At 63.5% G+C, this 19391-nt stretch carries 20 protein-coding genes; 10 read left to right on the top strand and 10 right to left on the bottom strand.

Annotated features, from left to right (window positions below; genetic code table 11):
- Positions 1 to 293: 293 nt before the first annotated feature.
- Positions 294 to 956 (bottom strand): DUF1345 domain-containing protein, encoded by a 663-nt coding sequence (locus VGH41_RS15925; protein ID WP_331598436.1) that lies wholly within the window; start codon positions 954 to 956, stop codon positions 294 to 296.
- 306 nt (positions 957 to 1262) lie between these two features.
- Between VGH41_RS15925 and VGH41_RS15920 the strand changes: the two genes are divergently transcribed.
- The 4 genes from VGH41_RS15920 to VGH41_RS15905 all read left to right on the top strand — a co-directional run bounded on the left by VGH41_RS15920 (position 1263) and on the right by VGH41_RS15905 (position 5937).
- Complete coding sequence (locus VGH41_RS15920) at positions 1263 to 1847, top strand: sugar dehydrogenase complex small subunit (RefSeq protein WP_331598434.1); 585 nt, start codon at positions 1263 to 1265, stop codon at positions 1845 to 1847.
- 123 nt (positions 1848 to 1970) lie between these two features.
- Positions 1971 to 3572 carry a GMC family oxidoreductase gene (locus tag VGH41_RS15915; protein ID WP_331598433.1) on the top strand — a complete coding sequence of 534 codons (1602 nt, stop codon included), beginning with the start codon at positions 1971 to 1973 and terminating at the stop codon, positions 3570 to 3572.
- 23 nt (positions 3573 to 3595) lie between these two features.
- Entirely contained in the window at positions 3596 to 5026 is a 1431-nt protein-coding gene (locus VGH41_RS15910; protein ID WP_414696666.1) for a c-type cytochrome, read from the top strand.
- A 173-nt stretch (positions 5027 to 5199) separates the two neighbouring features.
- The gene (locus VGH41_RS15905) at positions 5200 to 5937 is read left to right on the top strand and encodes a metallophosphoesterase (protein ID WP_331598432.1); all 738 of its coding nucleotides are present in this window, start codon (positions 5200 to 5202) and stop codon (positions 5935 to 5937) included.
- Positions 5938 to 5951: 14 nt separating this feature from the next.
- On the opposite strand, the gene VGH41_RS15900 is transcribed toward VGH41_RS15905, so the two are convergent.
- Positions 5952 to 6653 (bottom strand): RES family NAD+ phosphorylase, encoded by a 702-nt coding sequence (locus VGH41_RS15900; protein ID WP_331598431.1) that lies wholly within the window; start codon positions 6651 to 6653, stop codon positions 5952 to 5954.
- The gene (locus VGH41_RS15895; protein WP_414696668.1) at positions 6650 to 7012 is read right to left on the bottom strand and encodes an MbcA/ParS/Xre antitoxin family protein; all 363 of its coding nucleotides are present in this window, start codon (positions 7010 to 7012) and stop codon (positions 6650 to 6652) included. The genes VGH41_RS15900 and VGH41_RS15895 overlap by 4 nt, the downstream gene beginning before the upstream one ends.
- Positions 7013 to 7151: 139 nt before the next feature.
- Here VGH41_RS15895 and VGH41_RS15890 point away from each other — a divergent pair, with 139 nt between their 5' ends.
- Entirely contained in the window at positions 7152 to 7691 is a 540-nt protein-coding gene (locus VGH41_RS15890; protein ID WP_331598428.1) for a hypothetical protein, read from the top strand.
- Between the two features lie 76 nt (positions 7692 to 7767).
- On the opposite strand, the gene VGH41_RS15885 is transcribed toward VGH41_RS15890, so the two are convergent.
- Positions 7768 to 8622, bottom strand: a complete 855-nt coding sequence (locus tag VGH41_RS15885; RefSeq protein ID WP_331598427.1) for a LysR family transcriptional regulator — start codon at positions 8620 to 8622, stop codon at positions 7768 to 7770.
- Between the two features lie 97 nt (positions 8623 to 8719).
- Here VGH41_RS15885 and VGH41_RS15880 point away from each other — a divergent pair, with 97 nt between their 5' ends.
- From VGH41_RS15880 to VGH41_RS15870, 3 genes are all read left to right on the top strand, one after another.
- Positions 8720 to 9103: a tautomerase family protein gene (locus tag VGH41_RS15880; protein ID WP_331598426.1), complete on the top strand. Its 384-nt coding sequence runs from the start codon at positions 8720 to 8722 to the stop codon at positions 9101 to 9103.
- A gap of 164 nt (positions 9104 to 9267) precedes the next feature.
- Positions 9268 to 10857 (top strand): CHAD domain-containing protein, encoded by a 1590-nt coding sequence (locus VGH41_RS15875; protein ID WP_331598425.1) that lies wholly within the window; start codon positions 9268 to 9270, stop codon positions 10855 to 10857.
- A gap of 50 nt (positions 10858 to 10907) precedes the next feature.
- Positions 10908 to 11744, top strand: a complete 837-nt coding sequence (locus VGH41_RS15870) for a TOBE domain-containing protein (protein WP_331598424.1) — start codon at positions 10908 to 10910, stop codon at positions 11742 to 11744.
- A gap of 88 nt (positions 11745 to 11832) precedes the next feature.
- Here VGH41_RS15870 and VGH41_RS15865 read toward each other — a convergent pair whose 3' ends face one another.
- Positions 11833 to 12552 (bottom strand): phosphatase PAP2 family protein, encoded by a 720-nt coding sequence (locus VGH41_RS15865; RefSeq protein ID WP_331598423.1) that lies wholly within the window; start codon positions 12550 to 12552, stop codon positions 11833 to 11835.
- Positions 12553 to 12943: 391 nt separating this feature from the next.
- Here VGH41_RS15865 and VGH41_RS15860 point away from each other — a divergent pair, with 391 nt between their 5' ends.
- Complete coding sequence (locus VGH41_RS15860; protein WP_331598422.1) at positions 12944 to 14137, top strand: PHB depolymerase family esterase; 1194 nt, start codon at positions 12944 to 12946, stop codon at positions 14135 to 14137.
- Between the two features lie 119 nt (positions 14138 to 14256).
- Complete coding sequence (locus VGH41_RS15855) at positions 14257 to 14433, top strand: DUF3563 family protein (RefSeq protein ID WP_331598421.1); 177 nt, start codon at positions 14257 to 14259, stop codon at positions 14431 to 14433.
- A 90-nt stretch (positions 14434 to 14523) separates the two neighbouring features.
- On the opposite strand, the gene VGH41_RS15850 is transcribed toward VGH41_RS15855, so the two are convergent.
- The 5 genes from VGH41_RS15850 to VGH41_RS15830 form a co-directional block, all read right to left on the bottom strand.
- Complete coding sequence (locus VGH41_RS15850; RefSeq protein ID WP_331598420.1) at positions 14524 to 16023, bottom strand: deoxyribodipyrimidine photo-lyase; 1500 nt, start codon at positions 16021 to 16023, stop codon at positions 14524 to 14526.
- Between the two features lie 239 nt (positions 16024 to 16262).
- Positions 16263 to 16682, bottom strand: a complete 420-nt coding sequence (locus tag VGH41_RS15845; protein WP_331598419.1) for an organic hydroperoxide resistance protein — start codon at positions 16680 to 16682, stop codon at positions 16263 to 16265.
- Positions 16683 to 16831: 149 nt separating this feature from the next.
- Positions 16832 to 17284, bottom strand: coding sequence for a MarR family transcriptional regulator (locus VGH41_RS15840; RefSeq protein WP_331598418.1), 453 nt, complete (start codon positions 17282 to 17284; stop codon positions 16832 to 16834).
- A gap of 179 nt (positions 17285 to 17463) precedes the next feature.
- A complete protein-coding gene (locus tag VGH41_RS15835; protein ID WP_331598417.1) occupies positions 17464 to 18270 on the bottom strand; it encodes a BPSS1780 family membrane protein in 807 nt (268 codons plus the stop codon).
- On the bottom strand, positions 18261 to 19256 hold the full coding sequence (locus VGH41_RS15830) for a homoserine kinase (protein WP_331598416.1): 996 nt from the start codon (positions 19254 to 19256) through the stop codon (positions 18261 to 18263). The genes VGH41_RS15835 and VGH41_RS15830 overlap by 10 nt, the downstream gene beginning before the upstream one ends.
- Positions 19257 to 19391: the final 135 nt, after the last annotated feature.

Raw genomic sequence — 19391 nt, 5'->3', positions numbered from 1 at the left:
GACGGCCCGCCGGGCTGTAACGAACACTAGGCACGCGCACGCGCAGTCACGCGGTTCTGGACCAGTTAAATGCGCATGGAAGCAGCAAGCGTTGTGCCAGGCGAGGCAGGAAGGCTGGCAAGAGGGAGCAGGCGAGCAGGCGCAGGGGCGGGCCGGCCGCGCCCCGTCGTGGGGCATGGGTGGTCCGCCCGCGTGGACAGGTAAATCGGGTGCGCGTTGCCCGGCTTTTACACGTTTACGTGGAGAGCGCGAGAGGATTGCCGGCGTTGTCGCCGGCCCGCTTCAGGAGCCGATCAGGAGCCGAGCAGCCCTGCCGCGATATTGACGCACAGGCCGAGCACGGCCACGTTGAAATAGAACGACAGGATCGATTGCGCCAGCGCCGCGCGCCGCATGGTGCGCGACCTGAGCGCCACGTCCGAGGTTTGCGACGCGACCGCAATGGTGAACGAGAAGTACAGGAAGTCCCAGTAGTCCGGCTGCAGGTCTCGATCGGGAAACACCAGGGCGGTCTGGTTCGGATCCGAGCCGTAGTAGAGCCGTGCGTAGTGCAGCGTGAAGATGGTCGGAATCAGGAACCAGGCGCCGATCATCGTCAGGCCGGTCAACAGATAGTGTGCGAGCGAAGTCGCGCCGCCCAGGTTCTTCGCCGATGCCAGTTCGAGCACGATGGCGGCGATGCTCGCCACCGTCGCAATGCAGATCACGAACAACACGACGCCGGCGTTTTCATCCTCGCGTTGCGCGAACTCCCGGACCTGGTCCTGCTTCGCCGTGCACATATGCGCCCAGATCAGCGCGAGGTAGATCCAGATGGTGATGTCCCAGGCGCTCAGCACGCGCACCATCGGCCGCAAATGCCAGGGCAGCAGAAGCGCGACGACGATGCCGACCGCAAGGCCCGCCAGCATGCGCGGGCGGTTGCGTAGGACCTGCGGATAGAGATTGATTGGCATGGAAGGCAATGGAAAGGTGGCCGTGTATAGCACAGCACTGTTAAGCGGACTTGAGCGTCGCTGATTCTACCGTGCGCTTCGGGCACCATTTGTCGAACAGCCGCGCGGAAGTTATAGTCTTTCGCAGTGGCCTTGCGTGCGGCTTTCAGCGCGGTGCAACGGTAGATCATGGCCGTCAGGCACATCAGGAGACCGCTTAAGCGGCGTCGACCAGTTTTGGGGCGGACGACCGGAGCGAGCGCAATCGTTACACAGGTTGCGTCGCAGGGCACCGGTTGAAACTCACTCATCATCTGTGGAGCCCCCATGACAGATGCTTACGAGAACAACAAGAATGATGCGCGCCACGACGCGACGTATCCTGCTTCTTCTCACCGCCGGACGTGGCTGGTCGGTACATGTGCGGCTGCGGCTGCGGTCGCATTCACGAATGCCGTGCGTCCCGGCATGCGGTTCGACGTGTCGTCAGCGTGTGCTGCCGACGCTCCGGCGGGCGGCAATCTGGACGCCTTCCTCGTACTCTCGCAGCGTCTGACCGGCCGCACCAGTTTCGATCCCGTGCTCAGCAAGCGTGTCTATGACGCGCTCGCCCGCTCCGATTCCCAGTTCACACAGAATGTCGCCGCGCTCAACACGTGGCTGCAGGGCCATGGCGGCGTGCCGTCGGACACCGTCACACAAGCTTTGCAGTCCGGGCAGCCGCCGCTTGCGAAGGCGGTCAGCGCGATCATGCGCGGCTGGTATCTCGGTCTTGTCGGCGATGCGCCGCATGTCCAGGTCGTGGCCTATGAAAGCGCGCTGATGTTCGATCCCGTCAAGGACGTACTGACGATTCCGTCCTACTGCCGGGACGTGCCGTTTTACTGGACGCAAAAGCCCACCAACGCCTGAACGGCGCGCGCCGTGGTTCGGCCATGCCGTGCCTCGTGTAACGAATCACGCGGCATGCAGAGGCAGGCACCGGCAAGCAATGCAAGCAATGCAAGCAAAGATAAGCCAGCAGAAGAGGCAACAATGGCAAATTCCAGTTCCGCCGATATCGTCGTAGTCGGCTCGGGCGTGGCAGGCAGTCTGGTCGCGCATCAAATGGCGCTGGCAGGCGCGTCGGTGATCCTGCTGGAGGCCGGGCCGCGCATTCCGCGCTGGCAGATTGTCGAGAACTTCCGCAATTCGCCGGCCAAGTACGACTTCGGCGCACCTTATCCTTCGACACCCTACGCGCCGCATCCCGAGTACTCCCCCGCTAACGGCTACCTGATCCAGAAGGGCGACTATCCGTACAACTCGCAATACCTGCGGCTCGTCGGCGGCACGACCTGGCACTGGGCTGCGGCCGCATGGCGTCTGCTGCCAGCGGATTTTCAGTTGAACAAGCTGTATGGCGTGGGCCGCGACTGGCCGTATCCGTATGAAACGCTGGAGCCGTGGTACTTCGCTGCCGAGACCCAACTCGGCGTATCGGGCCCGGATCTGACGATCGATCTCGGCTCGCCGCGCTCGAAGCCTTATCCGATGAATCAGTTGCCGTTGTCGTACATGGATCAGCGCTTTAGCGACGTGCTCAACGCGCAAGGCTTCAAGGTCGTGCCCGAGCCGGTGGCGCGCAACAGCCGTCCGTACGATGCGCGGCCCACCTGCTGCGGCAACAACAACTGCATGCCGATCTGCCCGATTGCCGCAATGTACAACGGCGTCGTGCATGCAGAGAAGGCCGAGCAGGCCGGCGCGAAGCTGATTGCGCAAGCCGTGGTGTACCGCGTCGAAGCGGACAACAAGGGGCTGATTACCGCGGTGCATTACAAGGATCCGAATGGCAACAGCACACGCGTGAGCGGCAAGCTGTTCGTGCTGGCGGCGAACGGCATTGAGACGCCGAAGCTGATGCTGATGTCGACCTCCGACAAGTTTCCGCACGGCGTGGGCAATAGCTCCGATCAGGTGGGTCGCAATCTGATGGACCATCCGGGCACGGGCGTCACCTTCCTCGCCAATGAACCGCTCTGGCCAGGACGCGGGCCGATGGAAATGACCTCGATCGTCAACTTCCGTGACGGCGCATTCCGCTCGGATTACGCGGCCAAGAAGCTGCATCTGTCGAACGCGGTGCAGACGCTGTCCATCACCTCGGGTCTTCTCAAACACGGCCTCACTGGTGCCGAGCTGGACCGCCAGATTCGCAACCGCGCGGCGCGCACGGTGAACATCAACAGCTTTCACGAGCATCTGGCGGAGCCGCAGAATCGCATCGTGCCGTCGGCGGATCATCGCGATTCGCTCGGCATTCCGCAGCCGGAAATCTACTACTCGATCAACGACTACGTGAAGAAAAGCGCGGCGAATACACATGACCTCTATGCGCGGATTGCCGTGCTGTTCGGCGGCACCGAAGTCTGGTTCGACGATAGTTTCGCGCCGAACAATCACATTATGGGCACCACGATCATGGGGAACGACGCGGCGAATTCCGTCGTCGATGCGGATTGCCGCACGCACGATCATCCGAATCTGTTCATCGCGAGCAGCGGCGTGATGCCGACCGCCGCTTCGGTGAACTGCACGCTGACGATCGCAGCCTTGTCACTGAAGCTGGCCGACAAGCTGAAGCGCGAAATCTGACCGAGTCTCGACGGAGAGCCACCATGACGAATCAAACGTCTCGCGCGCGGCAGGCCGGATCGAGCGCGCAGATGCTGCGCAGCCGCTTTCTGCGGATCGGGACGCTCGCGGCCGCGTTTTCGCTGTTTGCACTGTACCTGGCATGGCACGCTGCCTACGATGAGCCGCTGGTGCGCCAGGAAGATGAATCGCCGATCGCCCAGGCGCGCGCCGACGACGCGGCGCAAGGCGCACAGGCCGTGCCGCTTGCCGCTGGCGCCGCCAGTTCGGATCTGGTGAAGCGCGGCGAATATCTCGCCCGCGCCGGCGATTGCATGGCGTGCCACACAGTCGACAAGAGCCGTCCGTTTGCAGGCGGCGTGCCGATCAACACACCGTTCGGCACGATCTATACGCCGAACCTCACGCCCGATCCGGATACCGGTATCGGCCAATGGAGCGACGCCGATTTTCAGCGCGCCATGCACGAGGGCATCGGCCGGGGCGGCGAGCGGCTTTATCCCGCGTTCCCGTATGCCGAGTACACCAGGGTCACGAGCACGGATGTACAGGCGATCCGCGCCTATCTGAACACATTGACGCCCATCCATTACACGCCGCCGCGCAACGAGATGAACTTCCCGTTTAACCAGCGCTGGCTGATGGTGTTCTGGAATCTGTTCAACTTCACCGAAGGACGCTTCGTTCCCGATCCGAAGCAGCGCCCGGAATGGAATCGCGGCGCGTATCTCGTCGAAGGTCTGGCGCATTGCGAGGAATGCCATACGCCGCGCAACATCCTGCAAGGCCTGAAGACCACGGACCGCTTCTCCGGCGCGACTCAGGCCGGCTGGCATGCCTTCAACATCACGCCGGACAGGAATAGCGGCGTGGGTAACTGGAGCGACGACGAACTGATGCGCTATCTGTCGACCGGCGTGGCGCCAGGCCGGGCCAATGCCGCAGGACCGATGGGTGAGGTCGTGGCGGACAGCACGCAATATCTGACGCCCGAAGATCTGCGCTCGATCGTCGTCTATCTGCGTTCGGTTGCGCCTGTGATCGGCGGCGAAACGCATCCGCGCGATCAGTGGGGCAAGCCCGCCTCCGACGTCACCGCATGGCGCGGCACCGCGATGACGGGCGTGAACGGTGCGCAACTGTTCGTCGCCAACTGCGCGAGCTGTCACACCTGGAGCGGACAGGGGGTGGGCGCGAGTGCACCGGGGGCGTATCCGTCGCTGATTCACAACACGACCGTGGGCGCGAGCGACGCGAGCAACCTGGCCATGGTGATTCTGCACGGCGTCCAACGTACGACGCAGCAGGCCGACGTGCTGATGCCCGCCTTTGCCGGCGAACTCAGCGACGATCAGGTGGCGGCCATCACCAACTACGTGACGAGGCAGTTCGGCAATCCGCAAGCAACGGTTTCCGTGGAGCAGGTGGCGAAGCTGCGGGCTCAGCAACAATGACCGTTCAAGACCGGTTGAGCCGGCCTGATGCGGCAGGCTTTTCCGGATTGCGCCGCACGCCTGACACTCCTCTGACAAAAGTTGAATGTCGAGCGCGCGTGCTTCCTGCATGTGCTTAAGAAAAGATAGAAACCGCGCATACGCGCTTTTGGTTGGCGTTCTATCATGCGTGCATGGCATCCACATCCGTCACCGCTGTTCACCATCATTCGGTCAACCGGGTCGGCCGCGATTTCGTCGTGGGCGACCTGCACGGCTGCGTCGACGCATTGCGCTATCTGCTGCGCGTAGTCCTGTTCAATCCAACCCGCGACCGGCTCTTTTCAGTGGGCGATCTGATCGATCGCGGCACGCAATCCGAAGAGGCGCTGGCGCTGCTCGACAAGCCGTGGTTCTACGCAGTCCTCGGCAATCACGAAGACACGTTATGCGCGGTCGCGGAAGGACGTTTGCGCCGGCAATGGTGGTATGGAATCGGCGGCACATGGGCCGCGCAATTGAGCGACGATAAACTGCATCACTATGCGCAGCGTCTGTCGCGCTTGCCGCTGGCGCGCGTGATCGGCAGCGGCAATGAGCGCTTCAATGTGTTGCATGGGGAATTCTTCGGCACCGATGCGGACCTCGACGCAGGCGAATTCACCGCCGACGAACGGCAGCAATTGCTATGGGGTCGCCAGCTCGCCATGGGCAACGGCGACCCGAGCCGGCAGCGCACGCTGTCGCTGACTTACTGCGGGCATACGCCGATGCGCGAAGTTCAGCAGATCGGCGCGCAGGTGTTCATCGACACCGGTGCATTTGGTCCAGGCGGCAAGCTCACGCTGGTCGAAGCGGGCCGCTCCCAGCGTTGGTCAGTGACCGTCGAGATGGCGCGCGCGGAAGGGGCGGCGGCACTCGCGCTGCCCTGATTACCGCCGGCTTGCTAGCCCACCTGATTCAACTCGAACACCACGTCGACGGCATGGCCGTTCCAGTTGTATTCCAGATACGCCGCGTGCCGGCAGTCGCGTAATAGCGTGGTTTTGAAGGCCGCAAGGCATTCGCCGCTCGCATCGCGCACTGACGGATAGGCGATGCCCGGCGCGCCCGCGGCACGCGCCGCGCGTCCCAGCGCTTGCCCCGCGAGATAGTCGCTGGGCGACAACACCGTGGGATCGAGCGTTGCGTCGTTGCGCAAGTCGACTACCTCGCCGCTCGCCAGCACGGTATAGAGGCGCATCTGTTGACGCATGGGTGCCTCGGCGGTGGCCGCGAGAAACTTGCCCGTGTGATAACGCGTTTCCGCTATGGCGGTGGCACGTGAGCGGGCGCAATAGAACACGCCATACGTGCCATCCGAAAAGCGGCTGCCAAGCGGATTCAGATGCGTGAATGCCGCCATGATCGGCCCGCAGCCGGGACCGAACAGCCGCTCTTCGCGCGGCACCAGATCGAGTTCGCCGACCTCCGTGCGCAGACGGTCATTGGTCATGGCTTCGAGCGCGTAAAGCGCCTCGAAGTCTTCGGGCGACGCGACGCGGTCAAACAGATTCACCGCGGGAAAGCGCGTTGGAATCACGCGATACGCGGGCGACCAGTCGAGCGGCGCAACGCGCCAGCGGTCCTGCCATTGCAATTCGGTCACGCCCAGCCGCCTCGCATTGCGTCGAGATACTGGCGCACCGCGACGAGGTCGCTGATGTTGCCGGCGAGCATGCGGTCGAGCGCGCGGCGGCCGCCGAATGGCGGCGCGCTGTTGGGGCGCCTGATCCAGCCATCTGCGGCGGCGGGTTGCGGCAACAGGATTTGCAGAGCCTTGTAAATGCCGAGCAGCAGCGAAAGCCGCTCGAGCGTGTCGCGGCCGAGGCGGGCGGTTTGCGGTTTGGCCTTCCAGTTGAAAAACGTCGAGCGGCTTGGCGAGCCGAGCAGGACGATCTGCTCGTCGGCGCTCAGGTCCCAGTCGCTCGCGATGCGGAAGAATGCGCGCAGACCCGCCGCCGACATCTCGGTCAGCGAGGGTTCCGCGACGGGCCGGCGCAGCGGCGACTCGTCAGGGGTGGCACGGGCGGCGTGGGACATGAATTAGGTCCTGATTTGTACTTGATCTCAATATTAGTCCAGATATGGATTATTGCAAGTGCCGATGGGTATAATCCTGCGCGAAACAGCAATCGATGATCAGGAGAAGCAGGCAATGTGGGTGCGAGCGGTAGCAATGGCGGTGGCAGTTTTTGGCTGGATGGCAGCGGCGCAGGCAGGTGAACGGTACACCGAAGTGTGGAATCCGCCCGAGGCGATGCACGCATCGAAGCGTGCAAAGGCGCAGGCGCCGGTGTCCCGGAAGGTCGCAGCGGCGAAGACGGGAAAGAGTAAGGGCACGGTTCAGAAGGTCGGGGCGAAGAAGGCTTCACCGCTGCATCTTGCCGGGAAAGCAAAATCCGCCAGATCAGCCCTGAAAGTGGCTGCGAAGCCGGCGCCCCGGCATGTCGAGGTGGCGCAGTCGCCGTCTCATTTCAAAGCCGGCGGAAATGGGAAGGCGTTGGCTCAGGCAAAAGTGGCGCATCCTAAGGCGCCCAAGTTGGCCGCGGCAAAACCAGCAGCATTGCAGGCGGCGCCGACGGTGGCGAGCGACACGTCGAAACCCCTCACCGATAGCGCAAACTTGCCGCCCATCCTGCACTGAACGGAGCGGCGCGTCCTGCTCAGCGAGTCCGTCTGTGTTTAGCGTTCAAGGCGTCATGTGTGTCTGAGGTCGAGTTTCATCCGCCACCCCCCAACCCACTCGCCATCAACCGCAACGTCTCGACCGAGCGTGGATCCCTCACACGCGTATGCAGCGTCACACGCGATTCCGGCAAGGCCGGCAAGCCGAGCCGCGTGCCCACGTCGATCAGTCCACGCGGTGCCACCCGCCGCGCGAGCGGCGAGACGGCCAGGCCGGCCGCTACCGCGGCGCCCACAGCCGCCACGCCGCCACCCACGAACACCTCCTGCCACGCCAGGCCCGCCTGATCGAGCGTGCGAATCGCGGCCGCGCGCACGTTGCACGGCGGCGCGAGCAGCGCCAGACGCAGCGGCTCGCCTTCGTGCGGCAACCAGTCCGGTGTGGCTAGCCAACCGAGTGGCTCGCTAAAGAGCACCGTTGCGTCGTCACGTGGTGCGTCATCCGGCTCATCGCGCACGAATACGGCGTCAAGCCGCCGCTCGTCGAATTGCGTCAGCAGCGCCGCTGACATGCCCAGATGCAATTCGACGACCAGCCCTGGATCGTACGCATTCAGCTTCGCGAGCAACTCCGGCAGGTCGCTGCCCGCGACGTGTTCGCTCAAGCCCAATGCAAGCCTGCGCCGCTCCACGGACAACGAGCCGAGCGCGCGTTCGTGCGCGTTCAGCAGATCGCGCGCAGCGCCGAGAAAGGCGTTGCCGTCCGCCGACAGCCGTACCACACGCGGCGTGCGCTCCAGCAACTGCTTGCCGAGGTGTGCCTCGAGGCGCTTGAGCTTCAGACTCACGGCTGATTGAGTGGTGTCGAGCGCGTCGGCGGCGCGCGTGAAACTGCGCAGATCGGCCACCAGTACGAAGGCGCGGACCGCATCGAGGTCGAGTACTTTCATTTCTATTGAAAATAGATGAAATCACTTTGAATATCTGTTAATTATGAATGATCCGGCCTAAGCTGTGTACTCGATCTACTCAAAAAGAGGTTTCACCATGCCGATCACCCGCATCGCAGTTCGCGCCGGCAAGCCGGCGGCTTACCGGAAAGCGCTCACGCAGGGCGTCCACCGCTCGTTGATGGAAGTGTTCAAAGTGCCGGAAGACGACATCTTCATGGTCGTCACCGAGCACGACGCGGACAATTTCTTCTACGGCAAGCACTACCTGGACATTCATCGCAGCGACGATCTCGTGATGATCCAGATCGTCGCCAACAACACGCGCACATCGGAACTGAAACAGGCGCTCTACAAGCGCATCGCCGAACACCTGGCCGAGAGTCCGGGCGTGCGGCCCGAGGACGTATTCGTGAACCTGATCGACGTGCCGAAAGAAAACTGGTCGTTTGGAAACGGGATCGCGCAGTACGCGACCTGACCCATACACCGGCGTGCGAGCGGCGCCACGCGCCGTTTAGATGCCGGGCATCCATGCTGATCAGGTCTTCCCACTCCGCTTTTTTTACCGGCCATGTACTATGAATGCAGGCTTCGCGAGTTCATCTTGCGCGCGGCCTGTTCCTCTCAGGTGATGAGGCATTCATGGTCCGTGTGCTTGAAGTTGTGCTGAGCGTTCCGCAGCCGACGGTGTGCGACCGCGCTGCGCATGGGCCGGGCGGCCATCAGCGGGTGGCAGAAGAGCGCATGGCCCGGGCGCCCGGCGAAGCGGTCGCCGGGTTGCCGCACGTCGTGCCCGCGCCGCGCGTCGCGAGACAGACGACAACCTGGTTCGATAGCAACGGCACGCTGGCACAAGCCGGTCTGCAGGTCCGGCTCAACGCGACCGCGGACGAACGGCGCATCGAAGTCTGGCGGCGAACCCAGTATTCACCGGGTGTCACCCTGCACGAAATGCTGTACGAGGCGACGCTGGAGGCGGACGCGCTTGTCAGTACGTCGCTCAATGGCGCGCCCGACGCGTTCAAGGAGACCCTCAGCCGCGCCGGTGACTTGCTGCCGGGCGTCACGCTGTCCCATGACCGCGAGTGCTGGCAACGCGTCACGCCGGAAGGCATCGCTGTCGGCATCACCTTCGACCGCTTCGCCATCGAGCAGGAAGACGAAGTATCAGCGCACCGCCAGCTACGCCTGACGACGCCATACCTGGAAGATGCGGTCAGCGCCGCGCTTGCCGCGCTGTTTGCGGTCGCAAACGAACTGGTTGCCGCGCTGGCGGCCTTTCCTGAGCTGCACGGCGCCTCGGATCGCGCACGGGAAGGCGACGCCGCAGCCGAACCTGTGCCCGCGCGCGCGGCACCCATCGACCTCAGCGGTGTTTCGACGCCGCACGGCGCCTTCATCGCGATCTGCAACAACCTCGCCGATCACTGGTTCGGCAACGACGCCGGCGTGCGCGACGCCCTCAGTCCGGAGTTCGTCCATCAGATGCGCGTGGCGCAGCGGCGCCTCAAAACGGCGATGCGGATCTTTCCTCACTGGCGGGACGATGCGTGGACCTCCCGGGTCGCGCCCGACCTCAAATGGCTAGGCTCCATGCTGGGTGAAGCGCGTGATCGGGACGTCTTCGTGGATTCGACACTGCCCACACTTGCGGCCGCGGACGCGCAAAGCGCCCGCTGGAACCCGACGCGCGAGGACGCCCATGCGCGGCGTCTCGAAGCACGCGGGCGCGCGCAGGTCGCACTCGGCTCAGCGCGCTATGCCCATCTTGCGCTTGCCTGGCTCGAATGGCTGAGCGCCTTGCCTTGCCGTGAACCGCCGGCCAAAGCCGCCGATACGTCGCTGCGCCGCTACGCCAACAAGCACATCCGCAAATACTACGAGCGCCTCGTCAGCGCGCCGAAGCTCACCACGCTCGACGACCATGCGCGTCACGAAGAGCGCATTCAGGCGAAATATTTGCGCTATGCCCTGGAGTTCTTCGACTCGATCGTCTCGCCGAAAACGCGCAATGAGAGCGCCAAAACCGTCTCGCGGATGCAGAGCGTTCTAGGCGACGGCAACGACGCGGCGGTCGCGCTGCGTGAGCTCGAGCAGATGGACGTCGAGCCGTATCAGCTCGGTTTCGCGCGCGGCTGGTGTGAGGCGTCGAAGCGCTATACCGCGCAGGAAGGCGAGCGCCTGTTACGCACGCTGCGTGCGCCGAAGATTACCGGTGGCGACGCGGATTGACGAAAGCCCCCGTCGCTATAATGAAACGCCTCTAATTTCCCCCTCCGACCATGCCAACCGATGATCGCGCAGTGCCTTCTCGCGAACCGCTCGAACTCGGCGGCTCAGTGTGGTTTCAGGCGGGCGAACACACGCTGGGCGGCGCCTCGCGGATTGCCCTGCTGGCGGCGATCGGCGCGACCGGCTCGATCACGGGCGCGGCGAAGGCGGTGGGTATGAGCTACAAGGCCGCGTGGGACGCCATCGACACCATGAACAACCTCGCGGGCGAGCCGCTCGTCGTCAGGGCGACCGGTGGCAAGGGTGGTGGCGGCACGTCGTTGACACCGCGCGCCGAACGCCTGATCGATACGTTTCGTGCAGTCGAACGCGAGCATCGTCATTTTCTTGAGCGGGCAGGCGCGGCTATCGAAGGCTTTGCGCACGACTGGGAGTTGATCGGGAGAATGGGCATGAAGACGAGCGCGCGCAATCAGTTGTACGGCAAGGTGGCGTCGATCAAACGTGGCGCGGTGAACGACGAAGTCTCATTGGCGTTGCCGGGTGGCCAGACCATTGTCTCCGTGCTCACGCATGAGAGCACGGAAACCCTCGGCCTCACGGAAGGCGCGGCGGCGGTTGCGCTGATCAAGGCGTCGTGGGTAATGCTGATCGTCGACGAGGGCGGCGCGCCGCTCAGGCTGTCCGCGCGCAATCAGTTGCGCGGAACCGTGCAGAGCATCAAGCGCGGTGCGGTCAATTCGGAGGTTGCGCTGACGCTCGATGGCGCAACGGTGGTCGTAGCAGTGATCACGAACGAAAGCGTCGACACGCTCGGTCTTGCGGAAGGTAAGCCTGCGATTGCAGCCTTCAAGGCGTCGAGCGTGATCCTCGGGGTGAACGCTTGACCTTGGGGCAGTCGCGCTTGCGCAGCGGACTAAGGTGACGTCCTGGTCGCGGCAAGCATCGGCGCGTCAGCGTGACGCACCAGACCGGTCAGACGTTTCGCTCGGTTCGCTCATTCGGCAAAACCGGCGCCGAAAGGGTGTTTTGTGTCTGCGAAAGCGGCGCGGCGTTGGCCCGGTTGTTATGACTCGCCTTCCAGCGGGCCCGGATAAACGGCCGTTCGTGGCCGGAGACCTTGAGCGCGATATGGGTGACCCAGCGCTGGGTCGGCAGATGGACACCGTGCAGCCCGACCGTCAGCATCATCAGGCTGACGGCGACCGGCACCGTGGAGAGCCGGCCGGGCGCCGCGTCCCATGACCAGCGCACGAACATCAGCGCCGTCACCGCGCCGACGATGCATCCCGTGATGGCTTCGGACGGCGAATGCGCGTCTATCACGACCCGTGAGAAAGACACGGTGATGCCCACGACCAGGCCGAGCGCCACGCCGCCCAGGCGAAAGGCCGGCCGCGCGGGCAACAACAGCAGAAACAGGGCAACTGGATAGACCGCCGTGGACAGCGCCGCGTGACCGCTCAGACCGGTGAAATCGAGTTCGCGTACGCCGACGCCCCAGCCGAGAAACGCCAGCTTCGTCAGCGTCACGACGCCAATCGCCGCACCGAGCAGCACCAGCCAGGCCGCGGCCATCCGCCACGTGTAGCCGAGCGCCAGCCACAACGCAATCGCAATGGCGAGCGGCAGCGTCAGCCCGGCGCCGCCGAAGCTGGTGATGGAATACCACAGGTGGGTGGGCAAGTCGTGCATAAAAAAAGCGCGCGCAGCGCCGCGTAAGCTCAGGACCGTGTTTCTATAACGCGCCAGCCAGACATCTGGCCGACAGGCATCGCGACAGGCGAGTCGCGTTCGATGTGCCTCACTGTCAGTATAGACGGGAGTGCCCGTCGGCATTTGCAGCGTGCCTGAATGGCCGCAATTTTGGCAGTGCGCGGCGAAGCAATGGCGCATCTGCCGATGTATCGAACGACCACGCAAAGACCATCCGGTTTGCCGATAATTCACCTCGCAACGATTGGCGCGGATGACGGCAGAGCGTTCAGCATCGCGTCGGGATTGATGTTATTGTGCAATGCACAACAACCGCCGTTCCGCAGTGATATGGGGCGGTAGCAGTCCCTTTTTGCGAGGTCATTATCCGATGGCAAAAAGTCTGACGAAACTCTGGTTAGGCGGCCTGAAGCGTCTGCTCTCGATTCAGGCACAACACGCGCGCGATTCCGTGAAGCGTCCCGCCGCGCGTCCGGCGCGGCCCACCGGCAAAGTAACCGCCAAGGTCAAACCCGCCAAGCCGGCCACCCGGCTTCGCTCGCCTGCCAAGCGTGAAGCGCCGCGGCCGGGGTCCCGGGAATCCCGGGTTCGTCCGCGCGCGGCCGCCTGGGCGAGCGGCTCGTGGACGCGCTCGTTCCACTCGGCGCCCGCCGCGCCGGGACGGCTCGTCAACCATCTCCAGTACGGTTTGTACGTGCCGCCCGGACCAGCCGCCGCGCCGCGGCCGCTCGTCGTGATGCTGCATGGCTGCAAGCAGTCCATCGACGAGTTCGCGGAGGGTACGCGCATGAATCTGCTCGCCGACCGCTATGGTTTTGCGGTGGTCTATCCGGAGCAGTCCAAGCACGTCCACGCGCACCGTTGCTGGCACTGGTACGACGCCAGCGAGACCGCCGGCGGCGCCGAGGCGCGCGCAGTCGTATCGCTGGTCGACGCGCTGGTGGCGGAGCACGGCTTCGACGGCGAACGGGTGTATGCGGCTGGACTGTCCGCGGGTGCGGGGCTCGCCACCTTGCTCGCCGTGCATCACCCGGAGCGCTTTGCCGCGGTCGCGATGCATTCGGGTCCGGCATTCGGCGAGGCCCGCTCGGGAATCGCCGCGATGGATGTGATGCGCCGGGGCACGCGGCACGATCCGGTGCTGCTGGTCGACGAAACCGTCGATGTCGCGGCTTACCCCGGCATGCCGGCTGTGATCATCCACGGCGACGCGGATCATGTCGTTGCACCCGCTAACGCGGAACAGCTGGCCACGCAGTTTCTGCGGCTAGATGGCCTGGTCGATGCCAGCGGCGAGCGCAAAGCCGGCGAACTACGTGAGGAACGCAAAGCCGGCGTCGTGACGCGCGACTATGTGCGCAGCGGCCGGCGCGTGGTGCGCCTGTGCCGGGTGCAGGCTCTGGGCCACGCCTGGAGCGGCGGCGACGACGCGGTGCCGTTCCACTCATCCAAAGGGCCGGATGCCAGCGCGCTAATCTGGGAGTTTTTCAAACACCAGCGACGCGCGCAAAAGGACGGGGCGGTTGAGCACGTCACGGCCAGAGCCACGTCCGGCGCGGCTTAGCGGCCGATGTCGCAGTAGAAGGACACCTCGGAAAAGATCGCTTGGCATGCCCTAGGGTTTTCCCTATAATACGGGTTATCCACTAGGCGAAAACCCTAGACACTTTTCTGAGGTTGACCATGTATCTCTTGAGCCGCTTGTTCCTGTTCCTGACGAAGTCCGCTGATGAAGTCGCTAAAGAGCGTAGCGACGCCTACCTGGCCGAAGCTACGGATCTGTACGATCTCGAATTCCGCATGCGCAAGCTCGACCGTGACGCAGCCGTTCGCCATCCGTCGTGGATGACCCAGCACTAAGCTGTCGGTTGTCAGCTGTTATTGACCGAACCGCCGGATTGCCGCGGTTCGTGTGGGTTGGTTTCAAATAATATCCGCGTTGCTTGCGGGTTATTTCCCAAACCGCGCCAAGGTGCGTTGTCGCGCCTGTGCATGATCGACAACCGGCTCCGGATAGTCCTTGCCGAGGGTCACGCCAAATTCGGCCAGCCGATCGGTGCCTGCCAGCCATGGCGCATGGATCCATTCCGGTGGCACGCCTGCCAGTTGCGGCAGGTAACGTTTGATGAAGCGCCCCTCTGGATCGAACCTCTCCGATTGCGTCACCGGATTGAAGATTCGGAAGTACGGCTGCGCGTCGCAGCCCGTCGAGGCTGCCCATTGCCAGCCACCGTTATTCGCCGAAAAATCGAAATCATTCAGCAACTCGGCAAAATAGCGTTCGCCCAGCCGCCAGTCAATTCCCAGATCCTTTACCAGAAAGCTCGCCGTCACCATGCGCAGACGGTTATGCATATAGCCAGTCTGGTTCAACTGCAGCATTGCAGCATCCACCAACGGGTAGCCGGTGCGGCCCTCGCACCACGCGGCAAACGCAGCATCCGCCTGCGGACCATGCTCCCAGCGCAAGTCGTCGTACTCAGCCTTGAAGGCCGCACCGCTAGCCAGCCTGGGATGGTGCGCCAGAATCATGAAGTAGAAATCCCGCCAGATGAGTTCCGATAGCCACGTGGCCGCACCCGCGCCGTCCGGCTGGAGTGACAGTTCGTGCGCGAGCCGGGCCAGCGTGCGGATCGAGACCGTGCCGAAACGCAGATGCATCGACAGATAGCTCGGTCCCTTGACGGCCGGGAAATCGCGGCGATCGCGGTAGCTGTCTATTCGGCTCATGAAGTCGTCCAGCAATTGCTGGGCGCCGCTCACTCCTGCGGGCAGCTTGAGCCCGGTGAGGTTGCTGGGCGCGAAACCGAGTTGCTGGAGCGTCGGCAGGCCGTGTGCGAGCTTCGCGGGCGGTGCCGCCAGGCTGGACACATACGACTCAACGGGATACGGCTTCAGATCGAAAGCGGTGAGCTGTTTCAGCCAGGCATTTTTGTACGGCGTGAACACGGTGAACGGTTTGCCTTGTCCCGTGCGAATTTCGTCCGTCTCAAAGATGACCTGATCCTTGAACGTGATGAACTCACGGTTCTGCGCCGCAAGTTGCTCTTGCACGGCCTGGTCGCGTTCGATTGCGGCCGGTTCGTAGTCGTGGTTCGTGAAGACCGCGTCGGCCTTCAGTTGCGCGGCCAGCTTCGGGATGGCTTCACGCGCGTCGTCGTGCAACACGATGAGCCCGCCGCCGTGTTGCTTCAACGTCTGATCCAGCTCCGCGAGCGCAGCGAGGATAAATTCGATGCGCCGGTCTTGCGCCATGTCATGCGGCCGGCGTGCATGCTGGATATCCAGAATGGGCTGCAGGATGGTCGTGTCGAATACGAACACACACCAGACCCGCTGGCAATGCTTGAGCGCGTAGTACAGCGCGGCCTGGTCAGTACTGCGCAGGTCGCGGCGAAACCAGATAAGGCCGGTCTCGTAGTGGGTGGTCAGGCGTCGGGGGCTCGTCATGTGAATCGGTCGGTGGGTTGTGCTTATCGCCTTGAGCGAGCCAGCACGGATTGTGCCGCTCGACGATACCATCGTCACATGGGATGTCCATCCGCCGGACGGCATAGGCAACACTGACCGGCGCGAAACAAACAAGGCGTCCGCGCCGTTTTCCAACGGAGTGCACGCCAATTGCGCGGGCCGCGCCGGGCTGGCCGCACGCGTCTCGATCTCACCAAACCGCGGCGTCTCTATTCCGTTCAGGCAACTTGCAAGCGCACGGCAACGTTGTTGCGCGTGGCGTTCGAGTACGGGCAGACCTGATGCGCTGCGTCGACCAGTTCTTGCGCCGCTTCTGTGGCGAGTCCCGGCAGGGCGACGCGCAGTTCGATATCCAGTGCAAAGCCGCCGTGGTCGTTCGGGCCGACGCCGACGTCCGCGGTGACCGTCGTTTCAGCGGGCAATGCCTGCTTGCGTTGACCGGCGACGAACTTCATCGCGCTCAGGAAACACGCGGAATAGCCTGCTGCGAACAGTTGCTCGGGGTTCGTGCCGACGCCGCCATTGCCGCCGAGTTCACGCGGCGCCGCCAGCTTCACGTCGAGGACCTGATCCGACGAAACTGCGCGGCCATCACGTCCACCGGTGCTGGTTGCCGTTGCTTTGTAGAGTACGTTCATTTTGTTGCTCCTTTGTCAGGGTTGGGATGTTTGCCGTGCTTCTGGGCGGTCGCCGTCGAACTGGCATGACGTAAAGATATCGCACTAATGATTAGTGTGCAAATGAATTTGCGTATAGATCTGATAGTGTGGATTTGCCGGTGCGCGATCTAGGTGTCGAGGTAGTCGTTCAGCGTGCCGCGCAGGCGGGTCAGATCGTCGCGCAGCCGGATCAGGAAGTCGGGCGTCTGCTGGGTGGCGCAGAGTATTTCCGCCGGCACTTCGCGTGCCGAACGTTTGAGTGCCGTGCCTGCCTTGGTGAGGCGGATAAAGACCAGCCGCTCATCTTCGACCCCGCGCACCCGCTCCACGTAGCCTTGCGCTTCGAGACGCTTGAGCAGCGGTGTGACCGTGGCCGAATCCAGATTCAGTCGCGCGGCGAGGTCCTTGACGGTCAAATCGTCGCGCTCCCACAGCACGAGCATCGCGAGGTACTGCGGATAGGTCAAGCCAAGATTCTCGAGCAGCGGCTTGTATGCCTTCGTCATCGCAAGGGACGTCGAATAAAGGGCGAAGCACAGTTGTTCGTCGAGGGTAAACGGGAGGGCAGGGCTTTGGGTCATGATGCGGCTCGCTCAATAGGCAGTGCGCAAATGGATCGCGCGCAAACTATTGTGCCGCAATCCAGCAGGAGTGGCGAGCGAGTGACCGGAAGTGGAAGCTTCGCGCGACGCTTTGCCGCGAGCTCGGACGGAGGGTCGCGTACCTACGGAGCGCGTCGCGCGCCCCGTAGGTACGGGAGTCAACTGGCCGACGTGGTAGGCAAATCCGGCGCATCCGGCGTTTGCACGCCGAAGCAGCCGCGATACGTCGCGTAGAACGAGCAGTACAGCATGGTCGTGACGATCATGGTGGCGGGCATCAACACGGCAATGGCGAAATCCGCTGCGCCGAGCGCCTGCATCAGCGCCGACAAGCCGAACGAGACGGTCACCGCCACCGCGAACCAGAGCGCGCCGAACACGATAAACGCGCCGCGATTGCGCCAGCAACTCACGAGGCTGAAGAACATTGCCTTGATGGGCGGCACGTCGTGCCACGCTGCAAGGACCGGCGAAAACCAGAACAGCATCGCGACCGGAATGTAAAACAGCAGCGCAGTGAGGACGGCCAGCATGATGTTGCTGTTGGCAATCGCCTCGGGTTCCAGGTTGGCGCCGCCCATCATCACTTTCAGCAGCAGGCCGCCGTCGGCCAGCGCCGAGCCCGCCAGCACGAGGGCCATGGCGACAATGTAGAGCAGGCCGAGCACAAGCAGCCGTTTTGCGACGACGCTGCCATAAGAACGGAAACCGTCGGCCAGAATAGTCGGAAATACCGGCTTTCCTGCAATGGTGTCGCGGCAGGCCGCCATGAAGCCGACTGCCACGCCCGGAATGAAGGCCAGCGGCAGCACGCCGCCCACCACTGGAATTTGCGCGACCAGCGTCATCACCAGCAGGTACGCGAAGAAGAGCGTCAGGAAGGCGAGCGGGTTCTTGCGAAACAGCCAGATGCCTTGCCGGAACCATACATAGCCGGTCTTCGCGGGAACTTCAATTAGTTGCATGAGGAATGGATGCCTGGAAGTGCTACGCCGGACAGGCGTTCGCGCAAGATGCGCTCGAAATGGCCCGGGTCGTGGGGTTTGAGCAGTTCGGCCGCTCGCGGCATATGAAAATCATACAGACGCGAGACCCAGAAGCGATAAGCGCCCGCGCGCAGCATATCGCCCCAATGCCGGTTTTCTTCGAGCGTGAAGGGGCGCACGGTTTGATAGGCGCGCAAGATTGCTTCCACGCGTGCGTCGTCGAGCTTGCCGGTGGCGAGATCGACGCACCAGTCGTTGACGGTGACCGCCACGTCGAACAGCCACTTGTCACAGCCGGCGAAATAAAAGTCGAAAAAGCCGCCGAGGCGCACCTCGTGGCCGCTATTGGGTTCGGCGTGGGCGAACAGCACGTTGTCGCGAAACAGATCGCAGTGGCATGGGCCTTCGGGTAACGCGGCGTAATCCGCGGAGGCAAAAAAAGCCTGCTGATGCGCGAGTTCGGAACTCAGCAACCTGCTTTGCGCTTCGCTGACAAGCGGCAGCACAGCCGGCACCGTTTCCTGCCACCACGGCAAGCTGCGCAGATTCGGTTGATGACGCGCGTAGTCGCGCCCGGCGAGGTGCATGCGCGCCAGCATCTGGCCGACTTCGATGCAATGTTCGACGCCCGGCGCCAGTTCCGCCTTGCCTTCGAGTTTCGTCACGATGGCCGCGGGCTTGCCGTGCAGCAGGCCGAACAGCGCGCCGTCTTCACGCGGCATGGGGTCGGGCACCGGCACACGGTGAGCGGCGAGGTGCTGCATCAGATCGAGGTAGAACGGCAGTTGCCCGGCCGTCAGCTTTTCGAAGATGGTGAGGACGTATTCGCCGCGCGTCGTCGTCAGAAAGAAGTTGCTGTTTTCAATACCGGACGGAATGCCGCGAAACTCGACGACGTCGCCGAGATCGTAATGCTGCATCCATTGTGCAAGTTGGGGTTCGGTAACAGCGGTGAAGACAGCCATGCGGGAAGCGTCGGATCAGGTGGTCGGGCTGGCGCAGTGCGGCCAGTGCGGCAAAGGTATGGGCAAGCAGGGCCAGCAGGTAGAAGGCCCGCGCGAAGCAGCGGGCGGCGCACAGCGCGAGCCGGGCGCACCGGC

Origin of the sequence: Paraburkholderia sp. (assembly GCF_036488795.1) — a bacterium.
Lineage (GTDB): Bacteria > Pseudomonadota > Gammaproteobacteria > Burkholderiales > Burkholderiaceae > Paraburkholderia.
The sequence above is the reverse complement of the archived record's forward strand: the minus strand, read 5'-3'. Positions and strand labels throughout refer to the sequence as shown.

Bases quoted from the DNA above. Each gene is read 5' to 3' on its own strand.
- VGH41_RS15925 (WP_331598436.1), bottom strand. From the start codon at position 956: ATGCCAATCAATCTCTATCCGCAGGTCCTACGCAACCGCCCGCGCATG.
- VGH41_RS15920 (WP_331598434.1), top strand. From the start codon at position 1,263: ATGACAGATGCTTACGAGAACAACAAGAATGATGCGCGCCACGACGCG.
- VGH41_RS15915 (WP_331598433.1), top strand. From the start codon at position 1,971: ATGGCAAATTCCAGTTCCGCCGATATCGTCGTAGTCGGCTCGGGCGTG.
- VGH41_RS15910 (WP_414696666.1), top strand. From the start codon at position 3,596: ATGACGAATCAAACGTCTCGCGCGCGGCAGGCCGGATCGAGCGCGCAG.
- VGH41_RS15905 (WP_331598432.1), top strand. From the start codon at position 5,200: ATGGCATCCACATCCGTCACCGCTGTTCACCATCATTCGGTCAACCGG.
- VGH41_RS15895 (WP_414696668.1), bottom strand. From the start codon at position 7,012: ATGTCGGCGGCGGGTCTGCGCGCATTCTTCCGCATCGCGAGCGACTGG.
- VGH41_RS15890 (WP_331598428.1), top strand. From the start codon at position 7,152: ATGGGTATAATCCTGCGCGAAACAGCAATCGATGATCAGGAGAAGCAG.
- VGH41_RS15885 (WP_331598427.1), bottom strand. From the start codon at position 8,622: ATGAAAGTACTCGACCTCGATGCGGTCCGCGCCTTCGTACTGGTGGCC.
- VGH41_RS15880 (WP_331598426.1), top strand. From the start codon at position 8,720: ATGCCGATCACCCGCATCGCAGTTCGCGCCGGCAAGCCGGCGGCTTAC.
- VGH41_RS15875 (WP_331598425.1), top strand. From the start codon at position 9,268: ATGGTCCGTGTGCTTGAAGTTGTGCTGAGCGTTCCGCAGCCGACGGTG.
- VGH41_RS15870 (WP_331598424.1), top strand. From the start codon at position 10,908: ATGCCAACCGATGATCGCGCAGTGCCTTCTCGCGAACCGCTCGAACTC.
- VGH41_RS15865 (WP_331598423.1), bottom strand. From the start codon at position 12,552: ATGCACGACTTGCCCACCCACCTGTGGTATTCCATCACCAGCTTCGGC.
- VGH41_RS15860 (WP_331598422.1), top strand. From the start codon at position 12,944: ATGGCAAAAAGTCTGACGAAACTCTGGTTAGGCGGCCTGAAGCGTCTG.
- VGH41_RS15855 (WP_331598421.1), top strand. From the start codon at position 14,257: ATGTATCTCTTGAGCCGCTTGTTCCTGTTCCTGACGAAGTCCGCTGAT.
- VGH41_RS15850 (WP_331598420.1), bottom strand. From the start codon at position 16,023: ATGACGAGCCCCCGACGCCTGACCACCCACTACGAGACCGGCCTTATC.
- VGH41_RS15845 (WP_331598419.1), bottom strand. From the start codon at position 16,682: ATGAACGTACTCTACAAAGCAACGGCAACCAGCACCGGTGGACGTGAT.
- VGH41_RS15840 (WP_331598418.1), bottom strand. From the start codon at position 17,284: ATGACCCAAAGCCCTGCCCTCCCGTTTACCCTCGACGAACAACTGTGC.
- VGH41_RS15835 (WP_331598417.1), bottom strand. From the start codon at position 18,270: ATGCAACTAATTGAAGTTCCCGCGAAGACCGGCTATGTATGGTTCCGG.
- VGH41_RS15830 (WP_331598416.1), bottom strand. From the start codon at position 19,256: ATGGCTGTCTTCACCGCTGTTACCGAACCCCAACTTGCACAATGGATG.